Consider the following 16,627-nt stretch of genomic DNA (forward strand, 5'->3'; position numbering starts at 1 on the left):
CAACGTCGTCCTCCTTGCAAGACCGTTTTTATGTAAACGATGGCAAAGGTCATTTCAGCCTAGAGGCTTCGGCCTTACCGACGTTTCTGAAGAGTGGTTCCTGTGTAAAAGCGTCAGACTATGACCATGACGGCGATCTGGATTTGTTTATAGGAGGTCGTGTAGAGCCAGGGGCGTATCCGAAGCCAGTTTCGAGTTACATTCTGAGGAATGACAGCAGTGGCGGAGTAGTCCGATTCACAGATGTGACCAGCGAAGTAGCAGGCATATTGAAAAACATTGGTCTGGTGTGTGACGGGGTTTGGAGCGACTATGACAACGACGGTTGGGACGACCTGATAATAGTAGGCGAGTGGATGCCTATCACGGTGTTGCACAACAATTCGGGGAAGTTGGAGCCATTATCACAGAATGGCGGTTTGTCAGGGAAAGTAGGCTGGTGGACGAGCATCAGCAGTGGAGACTTTGACAACGATGGAGACATGGATTACATAGTTGGGAATCAGGGCTTGAACACGTTGATGCGTGCGAGTGAACAGGAGCCAGTGAGTATTTACTCGAAGGATTTCAACAACGATGGTTTTTATGATGCAATTCCGACGGTGTATTTTCCTGATGCTTCAGGGAAGCGTCAGGAGTACCCCTACAACACGCGAGACGATTTGGCGAAGCAGTTCATCCAGACCCGTCAGCGATTCCAGAACTATGCGAAGTTTTCGGAGGCGAGCATCAAAGAGATATTGAAGCCGGAGGAGATGAAGGATGCTTTGGTGTTACGTTCGAGTTGGATGCAGAGCAGTTATGTAGAAAACAAGGGTGGGGGTATTTTTGAGGTACGAGTTTTACCGATAGAGGCACAGTTTGCACCGGTATATGGTTTATTGATAGATGATTATGATGGAGATGGGTATCTGGATGTGTTGGTAAACGGGAATGATTATGGGACTGAGGTATCAGTTGGTCGACATGATGGGTTGAATGGGTTGTTGTTAAGAGGTAATGGGAAGGGAGGCTTTGTGTCGGTGTTACCCGAGTGGAGTGGCTATTGTGTGAGAGGAGATGGGAAGGCATTGGTACGGCTGAGCGGGAGTAGAGGGGATGAGTTGATATTGGCATCTCAGAACCGCGGGGATTTACGTTTTTTCCGTTACAATGGGGGGAGTAGTTCATTAGTTTTGGGGAGTGGTGATAGAGTAGGTTTGTTACATTTGTCGGGGGGTCGGGTACGTCGTGTAGAGGTAGGATATGTGAGTTCGTTTTTATCGTCGAGTTCACGGCGTTTGTACATTCCGAAGGGAGTGGAGCAAGTAGAAATCATAGATAACAAGGGGAATAAGCGGCAAATAAAACGCTAGAAATCACCTCAGAAAATACCAAATGCTGGCACTATGGACTACGGCAGTGCCAGCATTTTATTTTATATCAAAGCTATATAGGTAAGGAGCTTTATGCGCCCCTCCGGTAATTTTTTTATCCAGCCTTTTCAGAATATTTAAACTTAGCATTTTCCGTTGGAAATTCGACCTAGCCAGTTTTTCACCTAAAATAGTTTCATATAAATTCTGAAATTCATTCATAGTAAACTTTTCGGGCAAAAGATTTAGCCCTGCTAATTTTTCATCAATGCTGTGGCGTAGTGTGTAAAGTGCCTTTTGCAAAATCTCGTTATGGTCAAATATAAGCGCAGGAACCGAGTGTAAATCGTACCATTCGCATGAGTCGGCATACTGGTCAGGGGTAGGCGTAGCTTTTGAGAAATCAATCAAAGCATAATAGCCAATCGAAACAAATCTGTTTAGTAAATAATGGTCGGGTTTAAGTTCTATGCCATTTCCAGCCATGAGCTTATGATGAGTAGCATCGTTGCGTCGGTCTTTGTCGCCAAAGGCATAAAACTGTTCAAGATAAATATTTTTCAACCCTGTTCTTTCTGTTAGAATTCTTTCGGCAGCTTCTCCCAGATTTTCATCTTCATTAATAAATCCACCCGGCAAGGCAAAACAATCGGTATTTTTATACTTAAGCAGCAGTATTTTTAACTGGCTATCATTAAAGCCAAAAATAGCACAGTCAATAGAAATACCAGGTAGCAGTTTAATATTACTATCCCAGTATCCCTTTGAGTCATGGGTACGGTTCATAAAATTAGGTTTTGTACAAAAATATAGAAAAATTTGTAATATTCAAAGAATGTGTTTGTATTGTAACTAATTGATACAATGACTATGATAATTTTTATATAATATTAAAAAAGTTATAAAAATGCTATTTCACATCTAGGAAATCGCCAGAAAAAAAGAATTTATAGGCTTATTTATCCCATAAGTCGATTCTTAAAATAGTATCTGCTCAAGCTATATTAGTTTTAAGATATAATACTACTTTCCGTTAGAAAATGGACCACAGTTCAACAGACTTTATTCTTATAAAATTACCGGACCCATTCATTCAGGTTGCTTACTAAAGCCTTATTATTGAAAGGGTTATAGTTCCAGCTTATTTAACATTATACAACCTAACTTATTTGTTACTATGAAATCTAATAGAAGGAATTTTATACAAAAACTTGGCTTAAGTACCGCAGGTTTAGGTATTGGCAGTGCTTTGCCTTTAACTGCTAATGCCAAAGCATTCGGAAATAAAGAGAAAGACGACGAACAGATTTTATTTGTAGGTGATAACATAGCAGTTGCAAACACAAACTATGGTAAAATCAGAGGCTATATTCTGAGAGGTATTCATACATTTCTGGGTGTTCCGTACGGTGCAGATACCTCAGGCGAAAATCGGTTTATGCCACCTCAAAAGCCCAAATCCTGGGCGGGTGTAAAACCCACAGTGTGGTGGGGAAACAGCGCGCCGCAAATCATGGAAAAACGTTATGCCGACCAATATGCTTCATTTGTTGACCACTGGAATTATGACGACGTAAGCGAAGATTGTCTAAAACTTAATATCTGGACTCCGGCACTAGATAACAAAAAAAGACCTGTAATTGTGTGGTTGCACGGAGGTGGGTTCGTCAATGGTAATGGTATTGAACAAGATGGGTACAATGGCGAGAACATCAGTCGTTTGGGCGATGTAGTTTATTGTTCATTAAATCATCGGCTGGGTACTTTAGGTTTTACGAATCTGGCAGGTGTAGGTGGCGAAAAATTTGCAGCTTCGGGTAACGTAGGAATGCTCGATATTGTAGCTGCCTTAGAGTGGGTAAGAGATAACATTGCCAGTTTTGGTGGCGATGCCAGCAATGTAACCATCATAGGGCAGTCGGGTGGTGGAGCTAAAGTAACAACCTTAATGGCCATGCCATCTGCTAAAGGCTTGTTCCATAAAGCGGTAGCCTTGAGTGGCTCTTCGTTGGGTGGTGTGCCAAAAGAGTATGCTGAAAAACTAGGGGCAGCCGTCTTAAAAGAAGCCGGATTAAACCCTAATGAAATTGACAAACTACAACAAATTCCGTGGCGGCAATACATCGACATTGCCAATAAAGCAGTAGCATCAATGGCCGAAGAAGCTAAAAAAATGAACCTGCAAAGAGGTGGCTTCGCTCCGGTAGCTGACGGACGTTTTCTGTCAGATAAACCATTTTTCTCTGAAACTGGGCATTTCTCGGCCGATATTCCTTTAATTATCAGCACTACTTTTAATGAATTTTCTCCTAGCCGCACGGATGCTTCCATCGAGACGGTTTCTTTGAATGAAGTGAAGGAAAAACTTAAACCACGCTTTGGCGATAAATCGGCCGAAATTACCGATGCCTACGCTAAGGTTTTCCCTAATAAAAAACCAATCGAAATCTGGTCAATGATTATCAGTAACCGTAAAAATGCCATTGCTGCTGCCGATGCCAAAGCAAAACAAAAAGCACCTGTTTATCTGGCGTGGTTTGGGTGGCAACCACCTTTGTTTGATGGCAGAATGAGAGCCTTCCATTGCGATGATATATGTTTCTGGTTTTACAATACCGACCTCATGCTAACACACACAGGTGGTGGGGCAAGACCACGCAGGCTATCAGAAAAAATGGCAAAATCGTTTCTTAATTTTGCACGCACAGGTAACCCTAATGGAGGTGGGCTTCCTGACTGGGCACCTTACACCACTGCTAATGGCGAAACCATGATTCTGGACGATGTTTGTATAATGAAAAATGACCCTGACCGCGAAGCGCGCAAATCAATCGTTTAGTTTCATTAAGACCAATTCAAGAGCTATCAAATATAGGTTCACAGAGTAGCTAAACGCCTTTACGAAAAACCAGTTTTCCTACCGAAAAATGGATTGAACGTTTTGCCGAATGGCTTGAAACTAAGGGATTATTGGAAAAATAAACAAATCCCTATAAAAATCAGGTAAAAACTAAAACCTGTTTTGTGGTTGTTAAAACGGCAGTTATCAAGTGATTTTTATAAAGCAAGCTAGCGTAACATTGGCTTTTGATAACCTGAGTAGCAATCTGCAAATCGGAAACAAATAGTAGTTGAATAACTTTTTTGATTGATAAATAACACTCCTGACCCTGAACAAGCGACAGTCGTCTTTCCTCGTAAGAGGAAAGCGGCTGGAGCTATTTTTGTATGTGCATATTTGTAGGCGTTTAAAATTTGGATTTAAAAGTATTATCATACTATATTTACTACTTATTCACCTTTAACCTATTGCCAACCCATGAAACGCATCTTTCATGCGCTATTTTTATTTGTAACTGTTGGTGCATTCGCACAGCAGGGTGTTGTAAAAGAAAGCCTAACCATCAAGAGTTCGCTCTTAGGCAAAGACGTAAAGTACAATATCTACCTTCCTGCCGACTACGAAACATCTAATCGTTCTTATCCTATTCTTTATCTGTTGCATGGTTTCGGCGATGACGAAACGGGCTGGGTGCAGTTCGGCGAAGCCAATGGCATTACTGATAAACTGATTCAGAACGGTGAAATTGCCCCCATGATTATTGCCATGCCCGACGGCGGTGTAAGTGGCTATGTAAATAGCTATGACGGAAAAGTACCCTATGAAGATTTCTTCATTAAAGAGTTTATTCCCTACATTGAGTCAAGTTATCGGGTGCGTAAGCAGAAACGTTACAGAGCCATAGCTGGCCTTTCGATGGGTGGATACGGCACATTGGTGATGTCGACCAAACACCCCGATTTATTTGCGGCTTCGGCACCTCTGAGTGCGGGCGTTCGTACAGACGAAGAAGTATTGGCCATGCCTGAGGCACAATGGGCTAGCTCGTATGCCCAACGTTACGGAAAAGATTTAAAAGGTAAAGACCGCCTCAATGAGCATTACTATAAAAATTCTATTCTGAAAATTATTGAAACGGCCAACCCCGACGAAATCAAAAAGGTAAGGTATTACATTGATTGTGGTGATGACGATTTCCTGATAAAAGGAAATATGGCCCTACACGCCCTGATGATTGATAAGAAAATTCCGCACGAATTTCGTGTGCGGGATGGGGGCCATACTTGGACCTACTGGCGAACAGCCTTGCCAGATGTATTAAAATTTGTAAGTGAAAGTTTCCATCAAAAATAATTCCTTATTAAACAAATGAAAAAAGTTCTGTTTTTATTACTGATTTCGTACTGTGGTTTTGCTCAGCAAGGCATCGTAAAAGAAAGTTTGAGCCTCAAAAGTAGTACACTAGGCCGGGAAGTAAAGTATAGTATTTATCTGCCTGCCGATTACGAAAAAAACAACCGTCAGTATCCGGTTTTATACCTCTTGCACGGCTACACAGATAACGAAACAGGCTGGACACAGTTCGGGCAGGCACCCGAAATTGCCGATAAGGTAATTAATAGCGGAGAAGCACCGCCAATGATTATCGTAATGCCAGACGCAGGCGTAACATGGTACATGAATAGCTATGATGGCAAGACAAAATTTGAAGATTTTTTCATAAAAGAGTTTATTCCATATATCGAAACAACCTACCGGATTCGTTCTAAGAAGGAGTTCAGGGCGGTAGCTGGGCTTTCGATGGGTGGCTTAGGTACGTTGTTATATGCCACTAAACACCCTGATATGTTTACCGCAGCGGCTCCGTTGAGCGCAGCAGTCTGGACAGATGAAGAAATAGTAACAGGAAATACAGAGCAAGACCGCTGGAACTATGTCTTTGGAGATTTATATGGCAAAAACCTGAAAGGTAAAGACCGCCTGACAGACCACTACTATAAAAACGCTCCGATTAAAATTGTGGAAACTGCCAATGCAGAAGATTTAAAAAAAGTAAGATTTTATATTGATTGTGGCGATGACGATTTCCTGATAAAAGGAAATATGGCATTACACGCAATGATGATTGATAAAAAAATCCCGCATGAGTTTCGTGTCCGTGAAGGAGGCCACACTTGGACCTACTGGCGTACAGCCTTACCGGAGGTGCTCAAGTTTGTAGGGGATAGTTTCCATCGTTAAAAGATTTTTCTAACATTATCCAATTTATTTAACCTTATCAAGAATGAATCGTAGAGAAGCTGTTCAGAGACTTTCCCTGCTAGTAGGAGGGGTGTTATCTCCACCGGTAATTGCTGGTGTAATGGGACAAGTACTTAATACCGGCGAAAGTGTAGCTACTACCGCCGATCAGGCAGCACTAATAGCAGAAGTTGCCGACATTATTATTCCAACAACCGATACCCCGGGTGCAAAAGCCGCAGGTGCAGAGAAGTTTATTATCAGGGTAATGCGCGATTGCTACGTAAAAGACGACCAAGATAAATTCTATGCAGGTCTGGCAAAATTAGATGCCGATAGCAAAGCCAAATTTGGCAAAGGCTTTATGGATTTGAGCGTAGCCGATAAAAACGAAATGGTAAAACAAACCATGACTACCGATAAGGCTTTCTTCCTGAGAATGAAAGAGTTAACAACCGTAGGGTACTTTACTTCTGAAATAGGTGCTACACAAGCATTGGAGTACTTGCCAATACCGGGTAGATTCGATGGTTCTGCTCCTTACAAACCCGGTCAGAAGGCTTGGGCTATTTAATTTTAACCTATCATAGATAAAACGTACAGACAAAAATGAACTTAAATATAGATGCTATTAAAGCCCAAACCTATGACGCTATCGTGATTGGCTCTGGTGTAACCGGAGGATGGGCCGCAAAAGAATTAACAGAAAAAGGCCTGCGTGTAATAATGCTTGAAAAAGGCAAACAGTTAGAACACGTAACAGGTTATGAAAACGCCATGAAAGACCCATGGCAAATGCAATATAATGGCCGGTTAACTATTGCTCAGAAGGAATCACACCCGAAATTATCGCGTGATTACCCCTACAATGAAATGACAGAGAAATACTGGATGAACGATTCAGATTCGATGTATAAAGAAGATAAAAGATTCGACTGGTTCCGTCCGGGTATTGTGGGTGGTAAATCAATTATGTGGGGGCGTCAGTCATATCGTTGGAGTGACCTTGATTTTGAAGCAAACTTAAAAGATAATATCGCTGTTGATTGGCCCATCCGTTATAAAGATGTAGCTCCGTGGTATTCTTATGTTGAGAAATTCGTAGGTATCTCAGGCGAAAAACTGAACCTGCCTCAATTGCCAGACTCAGAGTTTTTGCCACCAATGGAAATGTACTTTGTAGAAAAAGAAGTTCGTAAACGTATTGAGAAAAACTTCCCGGGGCGTGTCATGACTATTGGTCGTGTAGCAAACCTTTCAGAGGCTGCAAAGGCACAACTAGGTATTGGCCGTGCTTCGTGTCAGTATCGTAACAAATGCTCGTTAGGTTGCCCATTTGGAGCTTATTTCAGTACACAATCATGTACATTACCTCCGGCAGCCAAAACAGGCCGTTTAACTCTACGCCCTGACTCGGTAGTAACCGAAATCATGTACGACGAAAACAAAAAACGTGCAACAGGTGTAAGAGTAATTGATGCCGTAACTTTACAACCTACCGAATATTACGCTAAAATTGTTTTTGTGTGTGGTAGTGCCTTAGGTTCAACGGCTATTCTGCTTAACTCAAAATCGAACCGTTTCCCTAATGGCTTCGGAAATGACTCTGGTCAGTTAGGGCATAACCTCATGGACCACCACTTCCGTACGGGAGCGTCAGGTGTATGGGAAGGCGATTTGGATAAATATTCTTATGGCCGCCGTGCCAATGGTATTTATGTACCTCGTTATCGTAATATCGGTAACGACAAACGCGATTACCTACGTGGTTTTGGTTATCAGGGTGGTGCAGGTTCGGGCCGTCAGGGCTGGCAACGTAATGTGGCTGAGTTGAGCTTCGGGGCTGACTACAAAAATGAAGTAACCAAGCCGGGTCTATGGACAATGGGCTTGGGCGGCTTTGGCGAAACCCTGCCTTACTACGAAAACAGAATGTACTTACACCCAACCGAAAAAGACAAATGGGGAATGCCATTAGTGGTTTTTGATGCAGAGTTGAAAGAAAACGAGAAAAAAATGCGTGTAGATATGATGAACGATGCCAAAGAAATGTTGGAAACCGCAGGCGTGAAAAACGTACGTGCTTATGACAACGGCTCTTATTTAGGTATGGCTATTCATGAAATGGGTACTGCACGTATGGGCCGTGACCCTAAAACTTCGGTCTTGAATGGTCATAATCAGGTATGGGGTGTGCCGAACGTATTTGTAACCGATGGTGCTTGTATGACCTCGGCTTCATGCGTGAATCCATCGCTAACCTATATGGCACTTACAGCTCGTGCGGCCGATTTCGCAGTTAGCGAACTGAAAAAGAAAAATATATAATCGTCTCAGATTATCCTATAATTTTTAACCTCTCTGGCCCCTTGCCGGAGAGGTTACTTTTAAACCAACCAGATACGATGAAATTCCTTCGGATAATAAGCTCTTTTGCCTTTCCCGGTTTATTATTCATCAATAGCTGCCAACAAAAAGATACTTCCCAACAAAGCGGCGAAGAACTAGCCAAAGTATATTGTGCTTCCTGCCACCTTTTTCCTGAACCCGAACTGCTAGACAAAACTACTTGGACACAGAGCGTATTGCCGGTCATGGCTGAGCAGTTAGGTTTTATGGTAAACGGAGGCATGGTTTACCCCGATATTCGGCAGGAGAAAAATAAAGACTCAAGCTACTTTGTGAACAAATCGGCCATCTCTATTGAAGATTGGGAAAAAATAGTGGCCTATTATACTGAAAAAGCTCCCGAAAAGATGCTTCCGCAGAACAGACCTCCCATTGAGACCCCCACAACATTATTCGACATTGAAGCCGCAAAGGTAGAAAAAGAGGGTTTTCCGGCTACAACCTATCTGAAAATTGATGAGGGTAACCAGCAAGTATATCAAGCCAGTAATTATAGCAATAGTTTGCTTGTTTTTGATAAATATCTGAAACCTGTTTCGGGCAGAAAAGTAAACGGTACTATTGTAGATATTGATTTTGAAGAAGATTTAAAGAAAGCAGGTGCTCGCAAGGGTTTCATGACAAGTATCGGAATCATGAATCCTAATGATTTAAGAACAGGCAAATTACTCAGGTTTGAGTCTGGTACAACAAGTAATTCATTAATTGATAGCCTTCAACGCCCTGTTCAGACCATTGCAGTAGACCTCGACAATGATACCTATAAAGACCAGTTAATTTGTAGTTTTGGTAATAAAAAAGGCGCATTGTTGTGGTATAAAAATCTGCAAAACCATGGCTATGAAAAAAGAATTATACGCGAGTTGCCCGGTGCTATCAAGGCTTACATCGCCGACGAAAATAAAGATGGTCTGCCCGATATATGGGTGTTGTTTGCACAGGCGCAGGAAGGTGTTTTTCTGTTTACCAACAAAGGCAATGGTAACTTTGATACGCGTGAGGTTATCAGGTTCCCGTCCATTTATGGGTCGTGTTATTTTGAAATGGTCGATTTAAATAAAGATGGGTATAAGGATATTCTGTATGTAAGTGGTGATAACGCCGACTATTCAAACAAAGTCCTGAAAAATTATCATGGCGTTTACGTGTATCTGAACAATGGAAAGAACGAGTTTAAACAACAAACTTTTTTTCCGATTAATGGCGCTTATAAAGCTATTGCCCGCGATTTTGATAAAGATGGTGACATAGACATTGCGGCAATTGCTTATTTTCCAGACCGGAAAAACCAGCCGCAAGAGGGTTTCGTTTACCTTGAAAATCAAGGAAATTTAACCTTTAAGCCGTTTACTATAAAAGCTGTAAAAGCAGGTAAATGGCTGGTAATGGATGCCGGAGATTTAGATGGCGATGGTGATGAAGATATAGTTATAGGTAGCCTTGATTTAACCAAACAAGGCATAAAAGATGTAGCCAGAAAAGATACTTCCTTTTTATTGCTGAGAAACCGTACAATCAAACCATAAGTTTGATAAGTTCCTGCATATAAAAACAATGGTGGTGTTTTATATAGTTTTATTAAAACACCACCTTTAGTTTACTTAATTACACTGTTTGGTGTATGTCCATAAATGTTCGCCAAACTTCGACCAACGGTGGTCATCTTTCAGATTGTTCACTAACACAGGGCAATCTTTATACAAGGCTGTATACGCTTCATCATAATCTTTTTTCCGTAGCTTGACAGCCGTAGCCTCACCAACTTTTACAAAGTAAGCCTTGTTTTCATTAAGCTCTATCCCGATGCCCCCTATTTCTGTACTCGTGGTTTGTTTAGATAATGGAATATCATAAACCTTTATTTTGTCGCTGAAAGAAGGATTCACCAACTGTAAGAGCAATTCTTCTATTTCGTTTTTCTTTACCACTTTTGTTTTTTCGAAATAAGCATAACCGTGGTCGGTTATTTCTATGTTAATCCCTTTAATATGTTTATTAAAGGCTCTATTAACAGCATTATCGAATTTATTGAAACTACTAATGGGCAAATACATATTCAGGATTTCTTCTGAATTGATTTTGAGTTTTTTGTTTGTTCCGGTAGGAGTAAGAACAACAGAGGTAATAAGTCCGTTTTTGCGGTTAACCGCTTTCATTATGCCTTCTATCAACGTTCCATTTTCTAGGTTGATATAAGCTACTTCTTTCACTGAAAAAAGGTCAAAAGCAGGGGTAAATACCTGCGCCGTAAGAGTTGTGCAGCCGAATAAGCACAAAAGCAATGCTATTTTTTTCATAATTGTATAGAAATTTATATGACTAAATAAGAGGTGATTGTTTGATGAAACGAAAGAATAGCCACTGAATTGCCCATGAATCTTTTTTACGGTTATTATTTTTCTTAAAATTTGTTAAATCCGGCAATCTCTATACGCAAACGAGCCACAGAAATTAACTGTGGCTCGTTTAAATAGTGTTTTAAATCCTTCTCTGAAAGGCTTATTTACATTCGGTGGTATAAGCCCATAAATGTTCATCGAATTTACTCCAACGATGGTCATCTTTAAGTTTCTTCAATAATTCAGGGCAGTCTTTGTATAAAGCCAGATATGCTTCTTCGTAATCTTTTCTTTTGATTTTTACGGCTGCGGCATCGCCAACTTTTACGTAGTATGATTTATCGTCACCTCCGGCCATTGTAATACCTGCTACACCAAAACGCATACTTTCCTGTGCGCGTGGGTCATGATACACTTTAATTTTCTGGCTGAACGATGGGTTAACCATTTGCATAAGCAATACCTCAACATCTTTTTTTATGCCTACTGTTGACTTCTCGAAATAGGCATATCCTTTGTTGATGATGTCCATGTTTACGTTATTATCTTTCCATTTCTGCGCATTGAATGTTTGCTCAGAGGCGTTCACAAGTTTATTGTAACCACTTGCTGGTAGATACATTGTTTTAATTTCTTCAGCTTGAATTTTACGTTTTTTCTTTTGCCCGGTTGGTAAAATTACAATTTCTTCGATAAGCCCTTTTTTACGGTCAATATCATCAATAGTGCCTTCAATTTTGGTACCATCTTCTAAATTAATGTAAGCAATTTCTTTACCCGAGAAACGGTCAAAAGCCGGAATAAAAGATTGAGCAAAAGCAGTAGAACAGCCAAGTAAACAGCCTATCAGAACGAGTTTTTTCATAAAAAATTTAGGTTTTAATTTAATTAAATAAAAGGTAGTTTTTTGTTTGAATGAAAGGAACGGTATAAGATAAACACAGCATATTCAGCTTAGACCATTCCTTTTATGTATATAGGTTTGTACTTTGATTTATCTTGAAACAATGGTTATTTCTAAAGATTCCCTTTCTTCATTTCACTTACGGCGTAGTCGGCAGCACGAGCAGAAAGAGCCATATAGGTAAGCGACGGGTTCTGGCAAGGCGAGGAGGTCATGCAGGCTCCATCGGTACAGAAAACGTTCTTTACTACATGGTGTTGGTTATATTTATTAAATACCGAATTTTTAGCATCAGTGCCCATGCGGGCTGTACCCATTTCATGGATGCTCAAACCCGGGTGTGCTTGCCTATCATAGGCTTCAATATTTGAAAATCCGGCCTTTTCCATCATAGCCACAGCTTGTTCTTTAGCATCTTTTCGCATCAGGGCTTCGTTTTCACGGTAATGTACATCCATTTTTAAAACTGGCTGCCCCCATTTATCTTTTATTTCGTCGGTAAGGCTTACTTTGTTGTCATAATAAGGCAGGCATTCACCAAAAGCGTCCAGAATCATTTTCCAGTCACCATAAGAGGCAACTTGCTCTTTAAATGCAGCACCCATGCCATCCATCCCGATTGAATGTTGCCATCCATCGCGCCAAGTATATACTTCAAAGCCGTAGCCTCGGTTAAATGGCTGTTTTGGGTTACCCGGTAAATTACGAAACCGAGGTACATACAAACCTGCCGGATGGCGGCCATAATATATCTTGTCTAAATCTTTGGTATAATCGGCTGTGGCTCCAACATGAAAATGGTGGTCCATCAGGTTATGGCCTAACTGCCCGCTGTCATCCATTCCATTCGGAAAACGATTCGATTTTGAATTCATCAGAATAAAAGTCGAACCTAAAGCCGACGCATTCAGAAAGATAATTTTTGCCGAAAACTCTAACCATTCGTTCGTTTGTTCGTCAATCACTCTAACACCCGTTGCTTTTCCTGATTTTTCATCATAAATAATAGAGTTAACAATTGAATGTGGCCTTAAAGTTAAGTTTCCTGTACGGCGAGCGGCTGGTAAAGTTGCCGACTGCGTACTGAAATAAGCTCCATAAGGGCAACCACGCATACAAAGGTTCCGATACTGGCACTTGGCACGCCCTAAGGCTGTTTGTTCTTCTGTGGGTTGTGTAAGGTGCGCGGCACGAGCCGATATAACTTTTCTATCATTAAAACCTGTGTTTACGCTGTTTCTGAAATGGCTTTCTATACAGTTATCGGGCATAGCAGGCTGAAAATGCCCATCTGGCAAATGCGGAAGCCCATCCCGATTTCCGGCAATTCCGGCAAATTTTTCAACGTAATCGTACCACGGTGCTAAATCTTTATAACGTATAGGCCAATCGGTGGCAATACCCTCTTTGGCGTTTGCTTCAAAATCAAGGTCAGAAAAACGAAACGAGTAGCGGCCCCACATTAAAGAACGCCCGCCTACATGATACCCCCGTATCCAGTCGAAAGGTTTTTCTTCTACGTAAGGATTTTCCAAATCATTTACAAAATGGTGGTGGGTCGATTCCATAATGGCAAAACCCGTCCGGTTTTGAACCGGATAATTCTTCAGTAAATCGTTAGGCATTTGTAAATCGTGGTGCGGAAACTCCCACGGGGCTTTTGTGGCTGTATGATAGTCGGTCACATGCTCAATCATTCGTCCACGCTCCAGCAATAATACTTTTAAACCTTTTTCACAAAGTTCTTTGGCAGACCACCCGCCCGAAATACCAGAACCCACTACAATAGCATCATATTGAATAGCTTCTTTTGTTTTTCCTTGAAAATTCATTAGTATAGGTTAAAATATAATGGACTTTAAAGGTATATAAAATAAGTAAGTCAGCCAATTGTTGACTAATTATTTAATCTGCACTAATGGTTTTTATGTTCTTCTTTGGCAGGCTAAGCTACATAATTTTATTTCAGCTTATTATATTTTTTGCTGATTTCTAATACTTTATCAACAGGTAGTGCCTGAATAACCCCATTGGCTCCTTTGGTGGTTTGTGCAGCAAACATTGAGTTAATGATGGCTTCTTCGGTGGCTTCAATAGCTGCCAGAAACAGCGGAGAAACATCATCGTTCCGAAGTTCGGTTGCTTCATAAAATTTGGTAGGTGCGCTATGCGGTACCCGTAATTGTTTGGCCGTAGAGAAAGCAATCACGTAATCACCGCTGCCATTTGAGGCTATTCCTCCGGTTTTGGCAAGTCCAAAAATAGCTCTTTTAGCCAATCTTTCCAGATTACGCGACGTTAGCGGAGCATCAGTAGCAACTACTATCATACACGAGCCGTCGGCGGGGTCGTTGAGTTGGTCATTCATAAAATACTGTTTTAGTTCTTCGCCCACAGGTACGCCATTTACCTGCAATACTCCGCCAAAATTGGTTTGTACAATTACGCCAACAGTATACCCGCCCGATTTCGCCGGTAATACCCTTGAGGCCGTTCCGATGCCGCCTTTCCATGCAAAACAAATGGTGCCTGTGCCTGCACCCACACAGCCTTCTTCTACTTTGCCGGCCGAGGCTATTTCAATAGCCCTTAATACATCTTCTTTTTTTACGTGCCGGCCTGTAATATCATTCAGGAAACTATCATTGGTTTCGCCTACAACCGGATTCACCGACCGTACCTTTTCGTTGCCTTTCTGAGCCAGTGTATAATCAATTACAGCATCGGCCGCTGTTGGTACCGACAGCGTATTGGTCAGAATAATAGGTGTTTCGATATTGCCCAGTTCCTGAACCTGACTGATACCTGCCAGTTTGCCAAAGCCATTGGCAATAAAAATAGCCGCCGGTACTTTCTCCTGAAACAGATTGCCTTCGTGCGGAATAATTGCTGTTACACCCGTGCGTATTTTATCTCCTTCAATTAAACTTACCTGCCCAATTTTAACGCCTCCAACATCAGTAATGGCATTATTTGCTCCTGTTTTTAAGATACCTATTTTAATGCCTAATTCACGCGGGCGTTTTGGCTGGGCTTGTGCCATTATGCTTACTAAAAAAAGAAATAATAAACGGAGTTTCATAGAGAATGAGGTGTGTAGGGGTAATAATTGATTTACTGCATAAAAGTGTCTTCGTATATCGGTTTTTTATCGCCTTGTAATAATTTTACGTCATCAACCAAACCACCTCCCTGAAAACGGTAGGTAATGCCTACAATTTTGCTGGCAGGGCCAGTGTAAGCAAACTGATAGGCTAACTGATTATTGACATATATTTTTACCTGCCCGTTTACAGACTCACATCTGAGTTTGACAAAATTGCTGAAGTCGACACCTAACCCCGATAAATCATGTTCTTTGCCTGAAATATATTTATCTACAAAAAACAGGTTATTTTCAGACACACATCCTTTGGCCGATAAATGCAGCGTAATAGCGGAGCCTTCGCATAATAAACCTATTTCTGTGTATTGGCAGATGGAAGCTCCTTCACGATAGGTGTTTTTGAGCGAAGTCTCAAAAATAAAATTATTGGTTCTTACATCGCCGAAGTCACGCAGGTTAGCATAGTATACTGTCGGAGCTGTCGGCTGTAAACTGATATTATGTGCCAGAATTTGGTTTAATGATAAACCCAATTTGCCGTTACTAATTGCCTCTGCCTGTTTAAAGTATACAGGAACAGGGCTTTGCTCAACCATAGGCAGCCATCCATCGGTCTTGATAAACAGGGTCTGTTCTTGCACAATCTGGTTATTTACAACCAGTTTAGCCTGAAATAAACCCGGATAATAGTAAATAGACGTATGCTGATGCTGATTTCTGGAAACCTTTGTTCGTTTGGAGGAATCCCAACTTTGCTGAATATAAACCGAGTCGTTAGGAGCTTTAGTAGCATCGTAGTCAAAAATGACAGAATTAGGTACGCCCACGGCCACTACTTTTTTGCTGCTAAAGGTATAGTCGTCGGCGTTTACTCTGAGCGGGTGCTTGTCTGCTTTTGAAATAAAATACCAACTTATGGCTCCTAAAGCCAGTATAACAGGTAAAATAAACGAAAAAACATAGGGCTGTCTTTTACTTTGCTGAATGGCCGCCTCAGGCTGAGTAAGTATTGGTTCAGGAATATCAATTTTATTGGAATGGCTTTGGCGAAAGGCTCGCCAATGTTCAAAACCAACAAATTGTGCCAATGTATTTAAAGTTGTAATAGTAGGAGCAGAGTCATACTTTACTTTTCCCCAGATTCTTTTCAGCGTAGTTGGGCTTAAAGTAACGGTTGTTACTTCGAAAATCCGTTGAGATAATTCTTCAAAGTCCTGATTCGCCCAGTTCTCACTTTTTCCCCAATTGAGTTTCTCTTCTATCAGATTTTTGCAATGCGCAAGCAATATGTCGTCCGATTCAACAAGCACTTAATAATCAGTTATTTATGTATTTGAATAAACTTGAACAAACTTGGAAAAGTCTTGAATAACCAGCCTGCCAGAAGATGCCTAATTTTGATGTGTCAATTGGCAGACAATACTTTTTTAA

Annotated in this window: 13 protein-coding genes; 7 read left to right on the plus strand and 6 right to left on the minus strand. The window is 41.1% G+C overall.

Annotation, left to right across the window (positions count from 1 at the left end):
- Window positions 1-1,355, plus strand: a 1,355-nt coding sequence (locus WAA15_RS14105; RefSeq protein ID WP_337043426.1) for an FG-GAP repeat domain-containing protein, incomplete at its 5' end; no start/stop codon positions are given.
- Window positions 1,356-1,412: 57 nt separating this feature from the next.
- Here the strand turns inward: WAA15_RS14105 and WAA15_RS14110 are convergent.
- The gene (locus WAA15_RS14110; RefSeq protein WP_337043427.1) at window positions 1,413-2,141 is read right to left on the minus strand and encodes an NUDIX hydrolase; all 729 of its coding nucleotides are present in this window, start codon (window positions 2,139-2,141) and stop codon (window positions 1,413-1,415) included.
- 391 nt (window positions 2,142-2,532) lie between these two features.
- On the opposite strand from WAA15_RS14110, the gene WAA15_RS14115 reads away from it, so the two are divergent.
- From WAA15_RS14115 to WAA15_RS14140, 6 genes are all read left to right on the plus strand, one after another.
- On the plus strand, window positions 2,533-4,194 hold the full coding sequence (locus tag WAA15_RS14115; RefSeq protein WP_337043428.1) for a carboxylesterase/lipase family protein: 1,662 nt from the start codon (window positions 2,533-2,535) through the stop codon (window positions 4,192-4,194).
- A gap of 480 nt (window positions 4,195-4,674) precedes the next feature.
- The gene (locus tag WAA15_RS14120; RefSeq protein ID WP_337043429.1) at window positions 4,675-5,550 is read left to right on the plus strand and encodes an alpha/beta hydrolase; all 876 of its coding nucleotides are present in this window, start codon (window positions 4,675-4,677) and stop codon (window positions 5,548-5,550) included.
- Between the two features lie 15 nt (window positions 5,551-5,565).
- Window positions 5,566-6,438, plus strand: a complete 873-nt coding sequence (locus WAA15_RS14125) for an alpha/beta hydrolase (RefSeq protein ID WP_337043430.1) — start codon at window positions 5,566-5,568, stop codon at window positions 6,436-6,438.
- 43 nt (window positions 6,439-6,481) lie between these two features.
- Window positions 6,482-7,012 carry a gluconate 2-dehydrogenase subunit 3 family protein gene (locus WAA15_RS14130; RefSeq protein ID WP_337043431.1) on the plus strand — a complete coding sequence of 177 codons (531 nt, stop codon included), beginning with the start codon at window positions 6,482-6,484 and terminating at the stop codon, window positions 7,010-7,012.
- A 35-nt stretch (window positions 7,013-7,047) separates the two neighbouring features.
- A complete protein-coding gene (locus tag WAA15_RS14135) occupies window positions 7,048-8,766 on the plus strand; it encodes a GMC family oxidoreductase (RefSeq protein WP_337043432.1) in 1,719 nt (572 codons plus the stop codon).
- 77 nt (window positions 8,767-8,843) lie between these two features.
- Window positions 8,844-10,373, plus strand: coding sequence for an FG-GAP repeat domain-containing protein (locus tag WAA15_RS14140; RefSeq protein WP_337043433.1), 1,530 nt, complete (start codon window positions 8,844-8,846; stop codon window positions 10,371-10,373).
- A 75-nt stretch (window positions 10,374-10,448) separates the two neighbouring features.
- On the opposite strand, the gene WAA15_RS14145 is transcribed toward WAA15_RS14140, so the two are convergent.
- From WAA15_RS14145 to WAA15_RS14165, 5 genes are all read right to left on the minus strand, one after another.
- A complete protein-coding gene (locus WAA15_RS14145; protein ID WP_337043434.1) occupies window positions 10,449-11,144 on the minus strand; it encodes a hypothetical protein in 696 nt (231 codons plus the stop codon).
- 202 nt (window positions 11,145-11,346) lie between these two features.
- Complete coding sequence (locus WAA15_RS14150) at window positions 11,347-12,051, minus strand: hypothetical protein (RefSeq protein ID WP_337043435.1); 705 nt, start codon at window positions 12,049-12,051, stop codon at window positions 11,347-11,349.
- 152 nt (window positions 12,052-12,203) lie between these two features.
- A complete protein-coding gene (locus WAA15_RS14155; protein ID WP_337043436.1) occupies window positions 12,204-13,922 on the minus strand; it encodes a GMC family oxidoreductase in 1,719 nt (572 codons plus the stop codon).
- A 128-nt stretch (window positions 13,923-14,050) separates the two neighbouring features.
- Window positions 14,051-15,172 carry a DmpA family aminopeptidase gene (locus WAA15_RS14160; protein ID WP_337043437.1) on the minus strand — a complete coding sequence of 374 codons (1,122 nt, stop codon included), beginning with the start codon at window positions 15,170-15,172 and terminating at the stop codon, window positions 14,051-14,053.
- 32 nt (window positions 15,173-15,204) lie between these two features.
- Window positions 15,205-16,506 carry a hypothetical protein gene (locus WAA15_RS14165; protein WP_337043438.1) on the minus strand — a complete coding sequence of 434 codons (1,302 nt, stop codon included), beginning with the start codon at window positions 16,504-16,506 and terminating at the stop codon, window positions 15,205-15,207.
- Window positions 16,507-16,627 lie beyond the last annotated feature (121 nt).

This window comes from Emticicia sp. 17c (assembly GCF_037153985.1).
Classification (GTDB): domain Bacteria; phylum Bacteroidota; class Bacteroidia; order Cytophagales; family Spirosomataceae; genus Emticicia.

What these genes read in the sequence shown, in the direction of transcription:
- WAA15_RS14155 (WP_337043436.1), bottom strand. Translation starts at nt 13,922, where the DNA reads ATGAATTTTCAAGGAAAAACAAAAGAAGCTATTCAATATGATGCTATT.
- WAA15_RS14150 (WP_337043435.1), bottom strand. Translation starts at nt 12,051, where the DNA reads ATGAAAAAACTCGTTCTGATAGGCTGTTTACTTGGCTGTTCTACTGCT.
- WAA15_RS14115 (WP_337043428.1), top strand. Translation starts at nt 2,533, where the DNA reads ATGAAATCTAATAGAAGGAATTTTATACAAAAACTTGGCTTAAGTACC.
- WAA15_RS14130 (WP_337043431.1), top strand. Translation starts at nt 6,482, where the DNA reads ATGAATCGTAGAGAAGCTGTTCAGAGACTTTCCCTGCTAGTAGGAGGG.
- WAA15_RS14140 (WP_337043433.1), top strand. Translation starts at nt 8,844, where the DNA reads ATGAAATTCCTTCGGATAATAAGCTCTTTTGCCTTTCCCGGTTTATTA.
- WAA15_RS14135 (WP_337043432.1), top strand. Translation starts at nt 7,048, where the DNA reads ATGAACTTAAATATAGATGCTATTAAAGCCCAAACCTATGACGCTATC.
- WAA15_RS14110 (WP_337043427.1), bottom strand. Translation starts at nt 2,141, where the DNA reads ATGAACCGTACCCATGACTCAAAGGGATACTGGGATAGTAATATTAAA.
- WAA15_RS14120 (WP_337043429.1), top strand. Translation starts at nt 4,675, where the DNA reads ATGAAACGCATCTTTCATGCGCTATTTTTATTTGTAACTGTTGGTGCA.
- WAA15_RS14145 (WP_337043434.1), bottom strand. Translation starts at nt 11,144, where the DNA reads ATGAAAAAAATAGCATTGCTTTTGTGCTTATTCGGCTGCACAACTCTT.
- WAA15_RS14125 (WP_337043430.1), top strand. Translation starts at nt 5,566, where the DNA reads ATGAAAAAAGTTCTGTTTTTATTACTGATTTCGTACTGTGGTTTTGCT.
- WAA15_RS14160 (WP_337043437.1), bottom strand. Translation starts at nt 15,172, where the DNA reads ATGAAACTCCGTTTATTATTTCTTTTTTTAGTAAGCATAATGGCACAA.